At 60.2% G+C, this 18,161-nt stretch carries 14 protein-coding genes; 11 read left to right on the forward strand and 3 right to left on the reverse strand.

Annotated elements, in window-relative coordinates; genetic code table 11:
• The first annotated feature begins 36 nt into the window (after positions 1-36).
• Entirely contained in the window at positions 37-1,494 is a 1,458-nt protein-coding gene (locus IVB36_RS15955) for an NAD-dependent succinate-semialdehyde dehydrogenase (protein WP_018453185.1), read from the forward strand.
• A 238-nt stretch (positions 1,495-1,732) separates the two neighbouring features.
• Here the strand turns inward: IVB36_RS15955 and IVB36_RS15960 are convergent, their stop codons facing one another.
• Positions 1,733-2,422: a haloacid dehalogenase type II gene (locus tag IVB36_RS15960; protein WP_018453186.1), complete on the reverse strand. Its 690-nt coding sequence runs from the start codon at positions 2,420-2,422 to the stop codon at positions 1,733-1,735.
• A 316-nt stretch (positions 2,423-2,738) separates the two neighbouring features.
• Between IVB36_RS15960 and IVB36_RS15965 the strand changes: the two genes are divergently transcribed.
• Entirely contained in the window at positions 2,739-4,115 is a 1,377-nt protein-coding gene (locus IVB36_RS15965; protein ID WP_026232478.1) for an aspartate aminotransferase family protein, read from the forward strand.
• A 93-nt stretch (positions 4,116-4,208) separates the two neighbouring features.
• On the opposite strand, the gene IVB36_RS15970 is transcribed toward IVB36_RS15965, so the two are convergent.
• Entirely contained in the window at positions 4,209-4,685 is a 477-nt protein-coding gene (locus IVB36_RS15970; protein ID WP_018453188.1) for an Lrp/AsnC family transcriptional regulator, read from the reverse strand.
• A gap of 115 nt (positions 4,686-4,800) precedes the next feature.
• Complete coding sequence (locus IVB36_RS15975; RefSeq protein WP_247392104.1) at positions 4,801-6,126, reverse strand: FAD-binding oxidoreductase; 1,326 nt, start codon at positions 6,124-6,126, stop codon at positions 4,801-4,803.
• A 678-nt stretch (positions 6,127-6,804) separates the two neighbouring features.
• On the opposite strand from IVB36_RS15975, the gene IVB36_RS15980 reads away from it, so the two are divergent.
• The 9 genes from IVB36_RS15980 to IVB36_RS16020 all read left to right on the forward strand — a co-directional run bounded on the left by IVB36_RS15980 (position 6,805) and on the right by IVB36_RS16020 (position 18,085).
• Positions 6,805-8,508, forward strand: coding sequence for an ABC transporter ATP-binding protein (locus IVB36_RS15980; protein ID WP_039798616.1), 1,704 nt, complete (start codon positions 6,805-6,807; stop codon positions 8,506-8,508).
• Positions 8,505-10,169, forward strand: coding sequence for a peptide ABC transporter substrate-binding protein (locus tag IVB36_RS15985; RefSeq protein WP_085361104.1), 1,665 nt, complete (start codon positions 8,505-8,507; stop codon positions 10,167-10,169). The genes IVB36_RS15980 and IVB36_RS15985 overlap by 4 nt, the downstream gene beginning before the upstream one ends.
• 72 nt (positions 10,170-10,241) lie before the next feature.
• The gene (locus IVB36_RS15990; protein WP_018453192.1) at positions 10,242-11,192 is read left to right on the forward strand and encodes an ABC transporter permease; all 951 of its coding nucleotides are present in this window, start codon (positions 10,242-10,244) and stop codon (positions 11,190-11,192) included.
• Between the two features lie 37 nt (positions 11,193-11,229).
• Positions 11,230-12,108 carry an ABC transporter permease gene (locus IVB36_RS15995; RefSeq protein ID WP_026232479.1) on the forward strand — a complete coding sequence of 293 codons (879 nt, stop codon included), beginning with the start codon at positions 11,230-11,232 and terminating at the stop codon, positions 12,106-12,108.
• 153 nt (positions 12,109-12,261) lie between these two features.
• Complete coding sequence (locus IVB36_RS16000; RefSeq protein ID WP_026232480.1) at positions 12,262-13,572, forward strand: FAD-binding oxidoreductase; 1,311 nt, start codon at positions 12,262-12,264, stop codon at positions 13,570-13,572.
• Between the two features lie 87 nt (positions 13,573-13,659).
• Complete coding sequence (gene thrC, locus IVB36_RS16005) at positions 13,660-15,087, forward strand: threonine synthase (protein WP_247360895.1); 1,428 nt, start codon at positions 13,660-13,662, stop codon at positions 15,085-15,087.
• Between the two features lie 450 nt (positions 15,088-15,537).
• Positions 15,538-16,323, forward strand: coding sequence for a GNAT family N-acetyltransferase (locus IVB36_RS16010; protein ID WP_018453197.1), 786 nt, complete (start codon positions 15,538-15,540; stop codon positions 16,321-16,323).
• An 11-nt stretch (positions 16,324-16,334) separates the two neighbouring features.
• Complete coding sequence (locus IVB36_RS16015) at positions 16,335-17,528, forward strand: alanine racemase (protein WP_247392106.1); 1,194 nt, start codon at positions 16,335-16,337, stop codon at positions 17,526-17,528.
• 83 nt (positions 17,529-17,611) lie between these two features.
• Entirely contained in the window at positions 17,612-18,085 is a 474-nt protein-coding gene (locus IVB36_RS16020; protein WP_346731050.1) for an aldehyde dehydrogenase family protein, read from the forward strand.
• Positions 18,086-18,161: the final 76 nt, after the last annotated feature.

Below are 18,161 nucleotides of genomic sequence, written 5' to 3' on the forward strand. Positions count from 1 at the left end.
TGGCGGAGTTGGGCCCGAAGGCAAAGGAACATGTAGATGATTGCATTGAAGGACAAGGATCTGTTTCGCCAGCAAGGGCTGATCGGCGGCAATTGGCGAGATGCGAGCGCGAAAGCCACTGCCAATGTCATTGATCCTGCCAGCCAGAACGTCCTTGGTACCATCCCCGATATGGGGCGTAACGAGACTGCGGCTGCAATCAACGCTGCGGCTGATGCGTTCAAAGCTTGGAAGAAGACTACTCATGCAGAACGCGCGGCACTTTTGGAGCGTTGGTATGAGCTGATGCGGCAGCATGAGCAGGATCTGGCGCTCTTGCTGACTCTGGAACAGGGTAAGCCGCTTGCTGAATCGCTCGGAGAAATCCGCTATGGGGCATCCTTCGTAAAATGGTTTGCGGAAGAGACACGCCGGATCAACGGATCGACCATCCCTTCACCCACTGCCGATCGCCGCATTCTGGTGCTGAAAGAGCCGGTAGGCGTCTGCGGGATCATCACCCCCTGGAACTTTCCTAACGCCATGATCACGCGCAAGGTGGCACCTGCGCTTGCTGCGGGCTGCACCGTGGTCATCAAGCCATCTGAATTTACGCCATTTTCGGCGCTCGCGATCGGCGTTCTTGCGCAGCGGGCAGGGATCCCGGCGGGCGTGATTAATATCGTGACGGGCATGCCCGCGGAAATCGGCCAGGAACTGATGGACAATGAAACTGTCCGCAAGATCTCGTTTACCGGGTCGACTCGCGTCGGCGCATTGCTGATGAAAGGCGCCGCCGCCAACATCAAGAAGCTCAGCCTCGAGCTCGGCGGCAACGCGCCGTTCATCGTCTTTGATGATGCCGATGTTGACCGGGCCGTCGAGGGCGCGATTGCGTCGAAGTTTCGTAATGGCGGACAGACCTGCGTTTGCTCCAATCGCATTCTGGTGCAATCCGGCGTTTACGATGCCTTTGCGAAAAGGCTCGCCAGCCGGGTCGCAAAAATGAAGGTCGGTGCCGGCACCGAAGAAGGTGTCGAAATCGGACCAATGATCAATGGCGCGGCGATAGAAAAGATCAAGCGGCACGTCACAGACGCCCTGGACAAAGGCGCGAAGATCATCTCGCAGAGCGAACGTATGCCGGAAGGTCGGCAGTATGCGCGCCCCGTCGTGCTCGGTGAGGCAACGACTGACATGCTCTTGGCCTCAGAAGAGACGTTCGGACCAGTCGCGCCGCTTTTCCGCTTCGAGACGGAGGACGAAGCGATCGCGATCGCGAACGGCACGCCCTTCGGCCTTGCCGCCTACTTCTACACTGAAAACCTCAAGCGCTCGTGGCGCGTTGCCGAGGCGCTGGAATTCGGCATGGTGGGCCTGAACACCGGCCTGATCTCGACCGAGGTCGCGCCGTTCGGCGGTGTAAAGCAGTCCGGGCTGGGGCGCGAAGGATCCCAGCTCGGGATAGATGAATATCTTGAGATCAAAACGCTTCATGTCGGCGGATTGGAATAAGGGGGCGATTCCTGGTTTCAGGAGAGGAATCGAAGGGTTCTCCGATTTTGCGGCGGACCGCATCCGCGCGACAACACCATGATGCCTCGACAGCGAAGTAACACAATTCTGTCGGATGAGTAGTTCGAACACAGAAAAAGGGAGCGGTCGAACCGCCCCCTTTATTCATCACGCAACAGTCTCTACTGAAATTTTCGAAGGTCTACGTGCCGCGAAAGAGCCCGAAAAGGATACGCCTTCACGCACTTCTTCGAAGGGGCTCCAAGCCGACTGCGGCGGCGAGCCCGCCGATGTCAGCGACCTCAGTGTATTCATAGAAGGGATTCGCGGGCTCATGACCGCGGTTCACCCACACCTTGCTCTTGATGCCCAGGTCGTAGGCTGTCATCAGGTCGTAGCGGAAGGAGGATGAGACGTGGGTGATATCTTCCGGACCGCAGCCAAGCTTGTCCAGCATGTATTCAAAGCCTTTCATGTGCGGCTTGTAGGCGCCGGTTTCCTCGGCCGTGATGACCGTGTGGAAGGGCGCGCCGAGCTTCTCGACGTTCGACATGATGAGGTTCTTCATGGAATTCGACAGGATGACCAGCGGAATCTCCCTGGCAACTTTGGCCAGACCCGCCGGGACGTCGGGGTGTGGACCCCATGTGTGGATCTCTTCATTGATGCGCTGGGCATCCTCCGGCCGAAATACGACACCGTTGCGCTTGCACGCGCGCTCTACCGAATTATGCACGACCTCGAAGTATGGCTTCCACGCGCCAAGAACTTCGTCCAGGCGATAGGCGGCGAAATCCTTGATGAAACTTGCCATCGTCGTGGCAGAAAGCTGGGAGCCGTAGACTCGCCTTGCCGCACCGGCCATGTCGAAATTCGTCAGCGTGCCGTAGCAATCGAAAGTGATATATTTCGGTCGGAACTCGGTCATGTCGTGGTATCCTCCAATCCTCTCGGCACCGCGTGCCAGTACGACAAGCATCATAATGAGCATCGCGTAAGATAAAGCGCCGCTTTCGCTGGAGCCGGAAGCAGATTGTGTCGTATCGGCTCGAAGCCTTGGCAGAGAGTTGCGCCAAGCAACCTTTCGAGTTGAACAGCACCGCCACGCGGCGGACGCCGCCGCGGTATAAGATGCGGCGTCGATCAAAAACGAAAGTCAAAACTCCTTTGGCTCAGGCGCAGCTTGGGAGGAACTGCTGTCGTCGATATCCTACTTTGCGTTTCGGGTTGATATGGAGGCCGAAATGTTGAGCAATTCGCTGATCGAGCTGGACCGCGCACATCTGGTTCACCCGGTCTCATCCTATCGCGGTCACGAGGCCTTGGGTGTGCGGGTGTTAAGATCAGCGAAGGGCGCGACCCTGACCGATGCATCGGGACATCAATTGCTCGACGGGTTTGCTGGTCTGTGGTGTGTCAACGTCGGGTACGGACAAGAGAGCATCGTTGAAGCTGCCACGAAGCAGTTGCGCGAGCTGCCTTACGCGACGGGCTATTTCGGGTTGGGCTCCGATCCGGCCATCCGGCTGGCCGCCAGGTTGGCCGAATTGGCGCCTGGCGATCTGAACCATGTTTACTTCACGCTAGGTGGCTCCGATGCCGTCGACAGCACAATCCGATTTATTCGGTACTATTATCATGCCAAGGGTACGCCGCAGAAGGATCAGTTCATTTCCGTCGAGCATGGCTACCACGGATCGTCGACGGCAGGGTCCGGCTTGACCGCGATCCCCGCCTTTCATGCGGGCTTTGGGGTACCTTATAGCTGGCAGCACAAAATTCCGTCGCACTATACCTATCGTAATCCTGTCGGTTCCCATCCTCAGGCTATCATTGCTGCGTCGGTCGCGGCCCTGCGAGCCAAGATCGCCGAACTTGGCGCAGATCGCATTGCGGCTTTTTACGTCGAGCCAATTCAGGGATCAGGGGGTGTCCTCGTGCCACCGCCATCTTGGTTGAAAGCCATGCACGCCGTTTGCAAGGAGAACGATATTTTGTTCGTAGTCGATGAGGTCATCACTGGCTTTGGTCGTGTCGGCCCATTTTTCGCCTGCGAAGAAGACGACGTCGTGCCGGATTTCATGACCACCGCAAAGGGTCTGACGTCGGGCTATGTGCCGATGGGAGCCGTTTTCATGTCCGACCGCGTCTACAACACGATTGCGGACGGAGCCGGCAAGACGGCCGTCGGCCACGGCTACACCTATTCCGCGCATCCCGTCAGTGCAGCGGTCGGGCTCGCGTGCCTGGATCTTTACGAAAATGGCTTGTTGGCAAACGGCCGAAAGGCGGGGCACCGCCTGATGGAAGGCCTTCGCGCGCTTGCCGATCATCCACTTGTCGGCGATGTCCGTGGTCGCGGCATGCTGGCCGCAATCGAGCTCGTCACGGACAAGGAGCGCAAGACGCCCCTGCCGGCGGAAGCTGACGCCGCGCGCCGCATATTCGACCGCGCATGGGACAACGGTCTCGTCATCCGCGCCTTTGCCCAGGGCGTGCTGGGTCTTGCGCCCCCGCTCTGCTGCACGGATGCGGACATCGACGGCATCATCGAACGAACTCGCATGACGCTCGACCAAACCCTCGAAGACAGGGACGTCCGCGCGGCGATGAAAGGATAATCACTGCGCCTGTCATTCCGAGGCCAGAAAAAGCCTGAGCCGTAGCGCCGGCCCGGCGATCTGCCCATGCTCCCCGGGGTGGAGGATTGTTCTTCAGCTATTGAATATGCTTTCGAGAGGCAGATGGGATTTCACGATCGGGGACTTCAGCACGACAAAACTGAAGTATTTGTCGATTCCGATATCCATCTCGACGAGACGTTCCATCAGCGCTTGATATTCGCTGATTCCCGCTGTGATAAACTTCACCAGGTAGTCATATCCGCCCGAAACCAGATGACATTCGACGACCGAATCTATCTTTTCGATGGTCGTGAGAAAGCGCGCGAAATCGATCTGGCGATGATTTTTGAGCGTGATCTCGGCGAACACAGTCAGAGTTTGTCCGAGCTTGGAGACGTCGATCTGGGCGGAATAGCCGGTGATGAAGCCCTCCGTCTGGAGCCTCTTGACGCGCATCAGGCACGGGCTCGGGGAAAGGTTTATCAGCTCTGCGAGCTCGACGTTGGAAGTCCGCCCGTTCTTCTGCAGTTCGCATAAAATCCTGATGTCGATCTTATCGAGCTTCATAGGCAATGCCATGAGATGGGAGCCATAGCGGCGTCAAGGCTTTGAGGCTTCAGCGTCATACGCACTGTCATAGCACCAACCAGCATCCTTTCCCACCGGGCGGAGAGATTGCTTTTCAGAACTCGGCGACCTTGCCCCAGGCACCCGTTTTCAGCCGCTCCGGCCTGTATGGACGCGGGTCGACGATCGGTGCAGTACCAGTAATGATGTCCGCCATCAGGTGCCCTGCGCCGGGACCAATCCCGAAACCGTGTCCGCTGAACCCGGCCGCAAGGATAAAGCCCGGAATCGCCCCCACCTCACCGATGGCGGGAACGCCATCCGGTGTGCTGTCAATATAGCCGGCCCAGACATTGGAGATTGCGACGCGACGGAGTTCAGGCAGCAATTCGCAAGCTCTTTTATGTGTCAGCCGAATCTGCCGCATGTCGGGACGGGGATTAAGTGTCCGGTTCAGCTCCATCGGGGTCGTCTCATCGAGCGCCCACTTCGCCAAGGATTCATGACCTTGGCGCATGCCCTCGAATGCTCCAGGGGCGAGACTGCGCCAGCGGCGAGCAAACATCGGCACGAATTCGCGGGCGAACCTGAATTGCTGCGGCGTTGGATCGACTCGCGCGCGCCCGCTTATCGCCAGCGTGTACCCGCCGCTGCTACGCCGCGTGAGCGACACGACTGCAGTGTGCAGGGCGTCGGGCAGACCCGCCGCGCCAGGAGCCACGGCGAGAATGGACTGGCGCACGGACGCCTGTGGGAAGCGAATGCCGAGCTGGTTGCAGAACGAAGAGGCCCAGGCCCCTCCTGCCATGACCACCGTGTTGGTCCGGATTGTGCCCATTTCGGTCACTACGCCGTTCACCCGGCCGGCACGGAGCTCTATGCCGCGAGCGGCGCAGTGCTGGTGCACCGTGCCGCCCGCCGTCATCATCGCACGCGCGACCACGGGCACAGCCTTCGAAGGGTCTGCCGTTCCGTCGGTTGGAGAGGAGACGCCGCCTTTCCATTTGCGGCCCTTCGCTTTGCCTCTCTCGCTAGCTTCGTTCGTGCTCAACATGTGTGTCGTAACGCCGACCGTCTTTGCAAAATCGCGCCATTTCGCCCAGCAGGTCAGCTCATTCTCGTCATTCGACAGATAGAGAAGCCCGCAGCGGCGGAAGCCCGTGTCTTCCCCGGTCTCCTGTGCTACTCTCTCCCAAAGATCGAGACTCTTGGTGGCGATCGGTAGCTCGCGTGCGTCGCGATTCTGTTGACGGCACCATCCCCAATTGCGACTGGACTGCTCGGCGGCGACACGCCCCTTCTCTAGCAAGGCGACCTTAACGCCGCGGCGGGCGAGATAGTAAGCCGTGAACACGCCCACCACGCCGCCGCCAATGACGACGACGTCAGCCTCTTGAGGCAGAGACGGGCTTGATTCAATATGGATGAGCGGCGCACTCATGAAGCGAGGACTCCCGGCGTTTGACCTATCGTAGCTGAGCATTCGCGGCAGGTGCTCTGCGGGAATTTGTGATTAGACGGAATATTCTGCGGTTTGCCGACTACTGTTCAAGCTATTATTGCGAGAACACGTTGCTCGCGCCCACCTCATTCGCCAAAGCACCAGGGCATCAGGCGTTGAGCGCGTGCAGCCGTGCCGTGCACAAGGCAGGCCGCCTGAGAGTTCTCTCGTCGCGGCGCAGACTGAAATGCCAGATGGCACTTCGTTTTCAGAACTTCCTGCTGCCCATACGGCGCGTTTCGGCGACTCTGGGGTGATTGAAGCAGTCAAACTCGCGAATGCCGGGTCAATGTCGATCAGTGGCAGAAGTTCTAAAGGGACGCTGGATGAGCCTTGTCCAGGAACAGACCTCCACAAGAGCAATCAAGCTGGATGGGACTGTTAGCTCCACGAACTTCGATTCAGTGATCGAGTTGGCCGCTCGTCCGATGTTTTGGCTTGAGCGACAGCTTTTTCCTGTCGAGCACCAAGCTTTGAATCATGTCGCACTCTCCGAACAGGGAATGGCAAAATGAGCGGCGAATTTTCGACCTGTCCGATCGTCGCGGCGGCAACAATGGCCGAAGAGCCAATCCGCAGCAGAATGACCCAACGCCGTTGAAAGGGGAGACTGTTCAAATGGCCTCTGCCTCTCAGGCTGTAGCTTCGGAAGATGTGGCACTCTCGGTGCGCGAACTGACCGTGAGCCTGCCGGCCGGGATGGAGCGGGCTCACGCCGTCGAGAACGTCTCCTTTGATCTGAAGCGGGGTCAGATACTGTGCATCATTGGAGAGTCCGGATCGGGCAAGTCGGTCACAGCCAATGCGATCATGGGGCTTCTGCCCAAGGCGATACGTGTTGCCTCGGGTTCGATCGACCTGAATGGGACCGACATCGTAGCCATCTCGCCCGATAAGCTCCGCAACCTTCGCGGCCGCGTCGTCTCGATGATCTTTCAAGATCCGCTCTCAGCGCTCAATCCGCTGATGACCGTGGGCGCGCAGATCGAGGAAGTGATGGCAGCGCACGACGTTGGGACCGCGAAATCCCGTCGCAGCCGCGCCATAGACTTGTTGGTTGAGGTCGGCCTTCCCGATCCGCAACTCATGTATCACCAGTATCCATTCCGGCTTTCGGGCGGGCAACGGCAGCGGGTGATGATCGCCATGGCTCTGGCTCTTGAGCCCGCGATCCTGATTGCGGACGAGCCGACGACCGCCCTCGACGTGACGACGCAGGCGCAGATCCTCAAACTGATCCGCGACATTCAGCGCCGCAAGGGAATGAGCGTGATGTTCATCACCCATGACTTTGGAGTCGTGGCGGAGATTGCCGATTCCGTTGTGGTGATGGAGAAGGGTCATTGCGTGGAGCAAGGCAGTGCCGAGCAGGTGCTCAAGTCGCCCAGTCACCTCTATACGCGCCGCCTGATCGCGGCCGTGCCGCACCTGACCGGCAAGGACCGCAATCCCTTGGAAGCCGCCGACAGGGCGTCAATCCTGAAGGTCGAGTGTCTGGTCAAGACCTATCGTAGCGGCAGTGCGCTTTTCCGTACGCAGCGCATCGTGCCTGCGGTCAATGGTGTCTCGTTCGATCTCACGCAGGGCCGCACGCTAGGCGTTGTCGGAGAAAGCGGTTCGGGCAAATCGTCGCTCGGGCGGCTGCTGATCAAGCTCATGGAGAGCGACGGTGGCTCGATTTTCTTCGAAGGCCGCGACGTCGCCCGGCTTACCGAGGCCGAGTTTAGGCCGCTAAGGCCAAAAATCCAGATGATCTTCCAGGATCCTTTTGCGTCGCTCAACCCGCGCTCGACGGTCGGGCAAATTCTCACAGTCGGGCCGGTCGCGCATGGCGTGCCGCACAGAGAGGCTGGTGAGCGGGCGCGGGAGCTTCTGTCCCATGTCGGCCTGGATTCAGGCGCCTTCGACCGCTATCCGCACGAATTTTCCGGCGGTCAGCGCCAGCGCGTCGGCATCGCCCGTGCGCTGATGTTCAAACCACAACTGCTGATCGCCGACGAAGCCGTCTCCGCGCTTGATGTCTCGATCCAGGCCCAAATCCTGAAGCTGCTGGATCAGATTCAGCGGGAGACCGGCGTCTCGATGATCTTCATCACGCATGATTTGCGCGTTGCCAGCCAGATTTGCGATGAGATCGCCGTCATGCATCGAGGACAGATCATCGAACGCGGACCGCCGTCGCAGATCTTCCTGGACCCGAAATCCGCCTACACGCGCGAGCTCGTCGCTGCCATCCCCGGCGAGCAGCCAAGGGGCGCTCGCGCGCTCGCGGGAGTCAATGAATACCGGCGGGACACAGCCAAGAACGAGGAGAGGTCATGACGGAAGCCTATTTTGACTCGAGCTATTCACGGCGCAATGCACTTCGATTGATGGTGGCCGGGGCTGCCGGCCTCGCTGCACCAGGCCTGTTGGGTACGCCCGCCTTCGCTCAGAAGGCCCCCGCCAAACCGAGCGGTCGCATCGTCGTCGGACTTGGACAAGAGCCGACCGTCTTCAATCCGCTGATGGCGCACATTGAAGTCGATGATGGTGTGCATTTCTCGGTTTTCGACGCGCTCTTCCGGATCGACCCAAAGGGTGAGATTGAGCCCAACCTTGCCGTCGAAGTACCGAACCAGAAGAACGGCGGCATTTCGGAGGACGGCCTCAAATGGCGCATCCGTCTGCGTGACGGTGTGCGCTGGCACGACGGCAAACCCTTCACGGCCGAGGATGTGAAATTCACCCTCGAACTGATCACCAATCCCGCCTTCCGGAGTTGGCGCACAGCTGGCCATGCCCTCGTGCGCGACATCACGGTGATCTCGCCCACGGAGATCTCGTGGCGAATGGAACAGGTTTTTGCGCCTTATCTTTCGTTCCTGACCGAAACCTTCATCGTGCCCAAGCACATCCTCGAGAAGGAGGCCAATCCAAACAACGCCGCCTTCAACCAGGCGCCGGTCGGCACCGGCGCATTCAAATGGGGTAAGCGGGTTGCAGGCGATCATCTCGAACTCGTGGCTAACCCCGAATATTTCGGAGAAGGCCCACACATCGAGAAGCTGATCTTCAAATACATTCCCGATCTCACCGTCCTCTACACTCAGTTCAAGAGCGGTGATGTGGACCTGATGGGGCAGCCGTACATCACAGCTGATCATTACGAGGAAGCCAAGGCGCTGGCGAACCGAGTGGTGACACTGGTCCCAAAGGCTTCATTCGAGTCCTTTTACCTGAATTTGGAGCGTCCACAGTTCAAGGAACTTGCAGTCCGTGAGGCGCTCTACGCAGCCATCGACAAGGAATCGATCATCCAGGGGCTCTATTACGGCGTGCCGACTCCGACGGAGACCTTCATGCCGAGGCAGTCCACCTACTATAACCCCAATCTTCCGGCACACGCATACAATCTGGACCGCGCGCGCCAGATCCTCGACCAAGCCGGCTGGGCGCCCGGGCGGGATGGCGTTCGTGCCAAAAGCGGCGTCCGTCTGTCCTTTGCCAGCTCGACCACGTCAGGCGATCCGCTTCGCGAGCAGGTGCAGCAGTTCTTGCAGCAGACATTTGCTCAGTTGGGCGTCGAGATGAAGATATCGAACTTGCCCGCCGCGGTGATGTGGGGCGAGTTCTGGCAGCAATCGCAATTCGATTCCGTGATCGTCGGCAGCACGTATCTGATCGGCGCCGACCCGGACGTGACCAATCGCTTGCACTCGCGTGCGATTGCAGCGAAGGGCGGGCGTGGTTCGAATAATGCGCAGTATTCAAATCCAGAGGTCGATGCCTTGCTCGACCAAGGCGCTCGCAGCTTCGATCCGGACGCGCGGCGCTCGATCTACCGTCGCGTACAAGAGCTCGTTCGCCGCGACCTGCCCTTCCTGCCGCTGTACCAGACCAATTCGGTCCAGGGTAACAAGAAGGGCATTTCCGGCGTCGTGCCGAACGTCAACACGCGCACCGAATCCTGGAACGCGCTGGCTTGGTCTTGGGCGAGTTGACGTATCGCCGCCCGAGGCCCGTATAGGCGCAGGGCGGCGCCTAGGCGCTGTCAAGCTAACATGGAGACTCGAATGCCCGGGTTCCTGCTTAATCGCTTTTCGCAAAGCATCGTGCTGTTGGTGATCGTCTCGATCATCGGCTTCACGGTGCTCAACTTCATGCCGGGCGGTCCTCTCGCGCAGTTCGGGCTGGATCCCGGCATGACCCAGAAGGACATTGAGCGACTGGCAGAGCAGCTCGGGCTGAACCGGCCGTTGTGGATTCAGTATTTTGATTGGGCCTGGCGGTTGGTTCAGGGCGACTGGGGTCACTCTTTCCGCGACGGAACGCCGGTGCTGGCGGTGATTGGGCGTCACCTCTTCGCTACGCTGCTGCTGATGGGGACTTCCACGGCACTGGCCATCGCCCTTGGTTCCTGGATCGGGATCCGCGGTGCCACCCACCGCTATTCCCTGTTCGATTATTGCGCGACGATTGGCGCCATGGTCGCGCTGTCGGTCCCGACCTTCTGGTTCGGCCTCGTCGGCATCTATATCTTCACGTTGAAGCTCGGTTGGGTGCCTGCAGGGAACATGTACACGATCGGCGACGGATCGGTGCTGGACTACTTGCATCACCTGATCTTGCCAAGCTTGGTGTTGTCGCTGGTCCATGTCGCGGTCTGGAGCCGCTACATGCGCACCGCGACCCTTGATGCGCTGAGCCAGGATTTCGTCAAGACGGCTCGTGCCAAGGGCCTAAGTGAGCGCCGCATCCTGCTGAAGCATGTCGTCGGCAATGCGCTGTTGCCGATGATCACCCTGGCTGGGGTGCAGTTGCCGAGCATTCTGACCGGCGCGTTGGTCACTGAGACCATCTTTACCTGGCCGGGAATGGGGCGGCTGTTTCTCGACAGCCTCGGCTACAGTGACTATCCGATGGTCATGGGGCTGTTGATATTCTCAGCCATCCTTGTCGTGCTGGGCAATCTCGTCGCAGACATCCTTGTCGCACTCGTCGATCCGCGCATTCGTCTCAGCTGAAGACGCCGGTTCGTGCCGTCAACAGGAGTCCCCCGTTATGACTGACATCTCCGCCCACCTCCCTCCAATTCGCTGGTGGCACAGCCGCGGGGTGCGCCGGTTCATGCGACACCATCTGGCGCTGCTCGGGTTCGCGATGATCGCCCTGCTCGTGTTGGCGTGCGTCGTGGGCCCCTACGCCTTGCCTTACGATTCGCTCTATATAGATCTGCGCGCCCGCTTTGCTCCTCCCTTGAGCGGTCATCATTATTTCGGCACCGACCCGTTGGGGCGAGACTTGGCCGTGCGACTCTTGATGGCCGGGCGTGTCTCGCTACTGGTGGGATTCTCCGCGATGTTGTTGTCAACGCTGATCGGAACGCTCGTCGGCGTGACCGCAGGCTATCGCGGGGGCTGGATCGGAGCCGCGCTGATGCGCACGGTGGATGGCTTTCTTTCCTTCCCCTCGATTTTCCTCGTGCTGGCGTTGGCCGCGACGCTCCGGCCCAGCCCGATGATGATCACTGTCATCATTGCTGTCACGAGCTGGATGGAGGTTGCCAGGATCGTCGAAGCCGAGGTCCGTTCGCTGCGCGAGCGCGAGTTTGTCCAGGCCGCGCGCATGGTCGGTCTGAGCGGCAGGCACATCATGCTTCGCGAAATTCTGCCCAATGCCACGGGTCCGATCATCGTGGCCGCAAGCCTCACCGTCGCCCGTGCGATTCTTCTGGAGGCCTATATCAGTTTCCTTGGTTACGGCATCCAACCACCGCTGCCCAGCTGGGGCAATCTGCTCAACGGCGCCCAGCAATATCTGGCCAGCGCTCCCTGGCTTGCCATCATTCCAGGCGCTGCGATTACGATCGCAGTGACCAGCTTCAACTTCATCGGCGACGGGCTGCGCGATGCGCTTGACGTTAGAGATGACCACATTTGACGGCTTGAGCCCAGGTGGCAGGCAGCGGACAGCGTTGAAGGCTATCCAGCAGAACCTCTTGATAGCGTAGACGTCGCAAGCATCGCGTTGGCTGATCAGAATCCGTCTTGTCAGTAATCCAAGGCCACTTTTAACACACGAGAAGTCAGCGACATGCACGAGCCCAGAGCCGCAGAGAAGGACACGCCCTATTGGTGGGAAGCCGCACCACTTAGGTCGCTGCCTCAACAGACTCTTCCCAAGAAACTTGACGTGCTGATCGTGGGCGCTGGCTATGCCTCTCTTTCGGCCGGGCTGGTGCTGGCGCGCGAGGGACGCTCGGTTGCGGCCTTTGACGCGATGAGTCCGGGCGAGGGAGCCTCGACGCGCAACGGTGGAATAACCAGCGCGAGCATACGGCCGGATTACGCCGCGATCTCCCGACGCTTCGGCGCAGACAAGGCGCTGGCAATCGAGGCGGAAGGCAAGATCGCCCGCGAGTTCCTTTACGATTTCATCAAGACCGAGGGGCTTGCCTGCGATTTCCAGCTGGTCGGGCAGTTCAAGGGCGCGTTCGGATATGAGCAGTACGACACGATGGCGCGTAGCGCGGAAGTATTAGCGAAGAGGCTGCGGATCGAGTCTCACGCCGTACCTTATGCCGAGCAGCACAGCTACATCGGCACCGATGTCTACCGGGGTGGAACAGTCCGGATGGATATCGGAGGGCTACAACCGGCGAAGTTTCACGCTGAACTGCTTCGCGTGGCGCTCGCTTCGGGCGTCGCGGTTCATGCGGATACGCCCGTCATCTCCATCGAGAGAGATGGTTCCGGATTCCGTATCGTGACCTCGGCCGGTTCGGTGCAGGCGCGTCAGGTGCTGGTTTGCACGAATGGCTATACTGATAGCGCCGTTCCCTTCCTGCGCCGCAGGCTGGTCCCGGTTCGCAGCCGGATCATTGCAACCGAGGAGCTCGCACCTGACGTCATGGCGCGGCTGATGCCCAAACGCATGATGATGACCGAGAACCGCCAGGTCGGGTTCTATTACCGCCCATCGCCCGACGGCAAACGTATCCTGTTAGGGGGGCGCGACAGCTCTCGTGTCGGTAACCCGGTGGCTCCAAAGCTCCTGCTGCGCAAGGGGTTGGTGAACCTTTTCCCCGAACTCGAGAATGTTCACCTTTCGCACAGCTGGTTCGGCAATGTGGCGATGAATCGCGACATGCTCCCGCGCATCTTCGAAGAGGACGGTGTGGTTTATGCCACTGGCTTCTGCGGTTCAGGCGTCGTCTGGGCGCCTTGGATCGGGATGCACGCGGCCCACAAGCTGATCGGAAACCACGAACGGGCGCGCACCGCCTTTGACTTCCGTCCGCCGGACTCCATCCCGCTCTATCGTGGCGATCCCTGGTTCATGCCCGCCATGATCTGGGGATATCGGATGCAGGATCGTTTTGCGCTGTGGCGCGACCGCCGCTGACGGCTGGAAACTCCATCGGGCATTCCCAAAGGTACAACTCAGGTCATGGAGCTGGCGGCACTGCCGCCTCTCGAAAGAAGAGCATCGATGCACTACGTATCCACGCGCGGACATTCAGGTCGCAGACAGTTCTGCGAAACATTGCTTGAAGGCCTCGCCGAGGATGGCGGGCTGTACGTACCTGAGACCTACCCGCGTGTGGACGCCGCTACATTGGATGCGTGGCGTGCCTTGTCCTATCCCAGCCTGGCCTTCGAGGTCCTGTCGCTCTACGTCAGCGATATTCCGCCCGCTGACCTGAAGGCAATCTGCGAAAAGACCTACACGCCCGAGATCTTTGGAACCTCGAGCATCGTTCCGCTTCGAAAGCTCGAGACGCGGCTTTACCTCCAGGAATTGTCGAACGGTCCTACGCTGGCGTTCAAGGACGTGGCCATGCAGTTGCTCGGCAATCTGCTCGAGTACGAACTGGCACGGCGGCACGACGAATTGAACATTCTTGGGGCGACCAGTGGCGACACCGGGAGCGCTGCGGAATACGCAATGCGCGGCAAGAAAGGGGTGCGGGTCTTCATGATGTCGCCCCTCGGACGGATGAGCTCCTTTCAGCAAGCTCAGATGTTCAGCCTGCAGGACGACAACATCCACAACATCGCCATAGATGGCGTGTTCGACGACTGCCAAGACATCGTCAAATGTGTGTCCAGCGATCTGGAATTCAAACGACGATATAAGATAGGTGCGGTGAATTCGATCAACTGGGCCCGACTGGTCGCGCAGGTCGTCTATTACTTCTCCGGCTATTTTCAAGTCTCCGAAGGGAGGTCAGCAGGCGTTGACTTTTCCGTGCCTTCAGGAAACTTCGGAAACATCTGCGCTGGTCATGTTGCGCGCATGATGGGACTTCCAATATCCCGTCTCGTCCTTGCGACCAACGAAAACGACGTGCTCGACGAGTTTTTCCGCAGCGGCATTTATCGCGTCAGAAGCCGAGCTGACACGCTTGAAACATCGAGTCCTTCCATGGACATCTCCAAGGCGTCAAATCTCGAGCGTTTCGTGTTCGACTTGCTCGGTCGCGACGCCCGTCGGACGAAATCGCTGTTTGAGAACCAACTTTGGGAATGCGGTTCGTTTGACCTCAGCGGTGATCCCAGCTTCGTAACGGCGGCGGCGCGTTTCGGATTCCGCAGCGGCAGGAGCACTCATGCCGATCGACTGGCGACGATCCGTGACACGTGGGAGCGCTACAACACAATGATCGATCCTCACACTGCGGATGGTGTGACGGTCGGGCGCATGCATGCGAGCCCCGAGACGCCGATGCTTGTGCTCGAAACTGCACAGCCAATCAAATTCGCTACGACGATCAAGGAAGCGTTAGGCCGGCAACCAGATCGTCCGCAACGGTTCGATGGACTAGAAGGGCTGCCGAGGCGAGTCAAAGTCCTTCCCCCGAATGCACAAGCTATAAAGAACTACATTGCGGACATCACGCAGGGTGCAACCTGTTGAAGGGTCGATTCCGGATCGAAGAGTGTTTCAGCCGTGGCTGTATTTACGGTGCTGTCACCCGACGAGGTCGCAGCGTTCGTTCAAGCGCGCTATCGGAGCGATCCGCGGTTGATGCCCGGTATCGTTCCGGGCCATCGGATGCCGGAACGGGATCGCGCTGCGGCGTGGCGAGACGCTGACAGCACATCGTCCCTTCTATCGGATCATCAATGCAATTCCCTGCCGAACTCTGCGTCAGCCTGATCGCGTAATGCTGTCGCAGCCAAGATACGCTGCAATTCGCGGGAACATCGTCAGATGGACCTCGCCGTGTCAGGCACTGACGATTAGTCCGCTAACCCAAGCATGAGACGTCGACGCATCATGGCAACCGAAGCTACCCAAGCCGGAGAACGCGAGATTGAAGACGTGGCCCTAGTCCCTTTCGCGAGAGCGCATCTGAAAGGTGCCTTGAAGCTCTCGCAGGAGATGTCTTGGCCGTATCTGCTCAAGGATTGGGAATTTGCGCTGCAGCTTGGCCGCGGTTTCGTGGTGACGAGTGCGGGTGCTGTGGTGGGGACCGCGCTGTGGTGGCCTTACGGCGACACCCATGCTTCCGCCGGAATGGTCATCGTCTCGAAAGCCGTTCAGGGACGGGGGTACGGGGCCCGGCTGATGGACGCGCTGCTCGCGGCGGCACGACCACGAATCGTCACGCTGAATTCGACCGCCGAAGGCCTTGCGCTTTACGCACGCCGCGGCTTCGCCAGCATCGGCATGCTGCACCAGCATCATGGCGTTCCTGGCCAGGGCCGCGACATGCCGCCGGTCGGAAACGTCAGAGCGATGGTTCCGTCGGACTTCGAGGCCATAGTCGGTCTCGATCACGAGGCCACCGGCTGGATGAGGCGCGAGATGCTGAACCGGCTGATCGAGGTCGGTTGCGGCTATGTCCTGCTGCGTGACGGCATACCCCGCGGCTACGCCATTTCCCGTCTCTTCGGCCGCGGGCATGTCATCGGCCCTGTGATCGCCGAAAGCCCGACCGATGCGCGCGCATTGATCGAGGCCGCGCTCGCGCCCCTCGGGAGTGTTTTCGTCCGGATCGACACCTCCGCCTCCTCGCAACTCGGTGACTGGCTTGGAAACATCGGCCTGCAGAAGGTCAGCGACGCCACCACCATGGTCTTGGGGACGCAGATGCCATGGACCGGGCCGGCGCGCACGTTCGCGGTCGCCAACCAGTCGTTCGGCTAGGAGACCTTGAGATGCAACGCCCCGATATGCGCCGGACGGATAGCCAGAACGCCGCGCCACGCGAGATAACCGCGACGGTCGGCGCACTGGCGACGCCGGCCCTCCTGCTCGACAAAGACCGGCTGGATCGCAATCTCGCCCGTCTGTCCTCTCGTATGGCCGCGGCTGGCGTCGTGCTGCGCCCCCATATGAAAACCGCGAAATCCATCGAGGTTGCCCAGGGCGCCTATCCCTCCGGGCCGGGGCCGATCACGGTCTCCACCTTGGCGGAGGCTGAGTACTTCGCGCAGTACGGTTTCCGTGACGTGACATATGCCGTCGGCGTGGCACCGCACACCGCTGAAAGGGCGATGCGTCTCCGCAAAGCCGGCGTTGACCTTAAGGTGCTGCTCGATTCGCCTGAACAGGCGGCGATGTTGGGCACGGCAGCGCGTGCCGCCGGCGTGACGCCCTCCGCCTTCATCGAGATCGACTGCGACGGCCATCGCGGCGGGCTGACCGCCACCGATCCCAAGCTCATCGCCGTCGCGGCGGCCCTGGCCGAGGCCGGCGTCACGCTCGCCGGCATTCTCACCCATGCCGGCGAATCCTACAGCCTTTGCTCGTCCGATGCCCTCGTCGCGGCCGCAGAGAACGAAAGGGCCGTGGCCGTGGCGGCCGCGGAGACATTGCGGGCGGCGGGGCATGAATGCCCGGTCGTAAGTGTCGGTTCGACGCCGACCGCCCATTTCGCCGAAGGCCTGACCGGCGTCACGGAGATGCGGGCCGGCGTCTACATGTTCTTCGATCTGGTGATGCACGGCGTCGGTGTCTGCACGACCGACGACATCGCGATCTCGGTTCTCGCCACCGTCATCGGCACGAAGCCGGAGAAGGGATGGATTTTGGTCGATGCGGGCTGGATGGCACTGTCACGTGATCGCGGCACCGCGGCGCAGCGGGTCGACCAAGGTTACGGTCTCGTCTGCGATCTGTCCGGCCAACTCTATCCGAATCTGATCGTCGCGCAGGCGAGCCAGGAGCACGGCATCCTCGCCATAAGGTCCAGATCGGCTGCAGCCCTCCCGCATATCCCGATCGGCGCGAAGGTCAGGATTCTGCCCAATCATGCCTGCGCGACGGCGTCACAGCACGAACTTTACAATGTCATCTCGGCGGGAAGTGACGCAATCGAAGCTCAGTGGCCGCGGATGCGCGGCTGGTAGATCTGAAACAGAATCGGGCGGCGATTTGCGCATGCCCAGCTTCCGCTGGTCGGCGTCTATTACCGGATCAAGGATCGCTTCCAATGACCTCGGCCGTTCGACACCTGACGGAAGCCGGCTTCCTCGGCAAATTTTACATCGACGGAGAATGGCGGAAGCCGACAGGGTTGGCGACGGCGATCGTCGTCAATCCGGCGATCGAGCAGCCGGTCGCAGAAATCGCGCTCGGCGATGACGAGGATGTAGACTGCGCGGTCGTAGCCGCGAGAAAAGCCTTTACCGGCTGGTCCCGTAAGCCGGCTGCCGAGCGGGCGGCGCTGCTCGACCGGGTTCACGGTTTGCTTCTCGATAGACTGGAGCTGTTTGCGCAGGCCATCACGTGCGAGATGGGGGCCGCCATCACTTACGCGCGCCGCGCCCAGGTGCCGCTCGCTGCCGAACATATCCGCGTCGCGCGTGACAATCTCGCGACCTATCCGTTCATCGCCACGCGCGGCAGCACCGCGATTATGCGCGAGGCAATCGGCGTCTGTGTGTCATTCGGCCTGCAATATTGACCCCCTAAGCCGGGGGATCGGCGTCCAAAATTGACCCCCTACAGGTTGGTCTGTTGCGCTGCCTGCTTCGTCATGA

This window comes from Bradyrhizobium sp. 35 (assembly GCF_023073215.1).
Lineage (GTDB): Bacteria > Pseudomonadota > Alphaproteobacteria > Rhizobiales > Xanthobacteraceae > Bradyrhizobium > Bradyrhizobium canariense_D.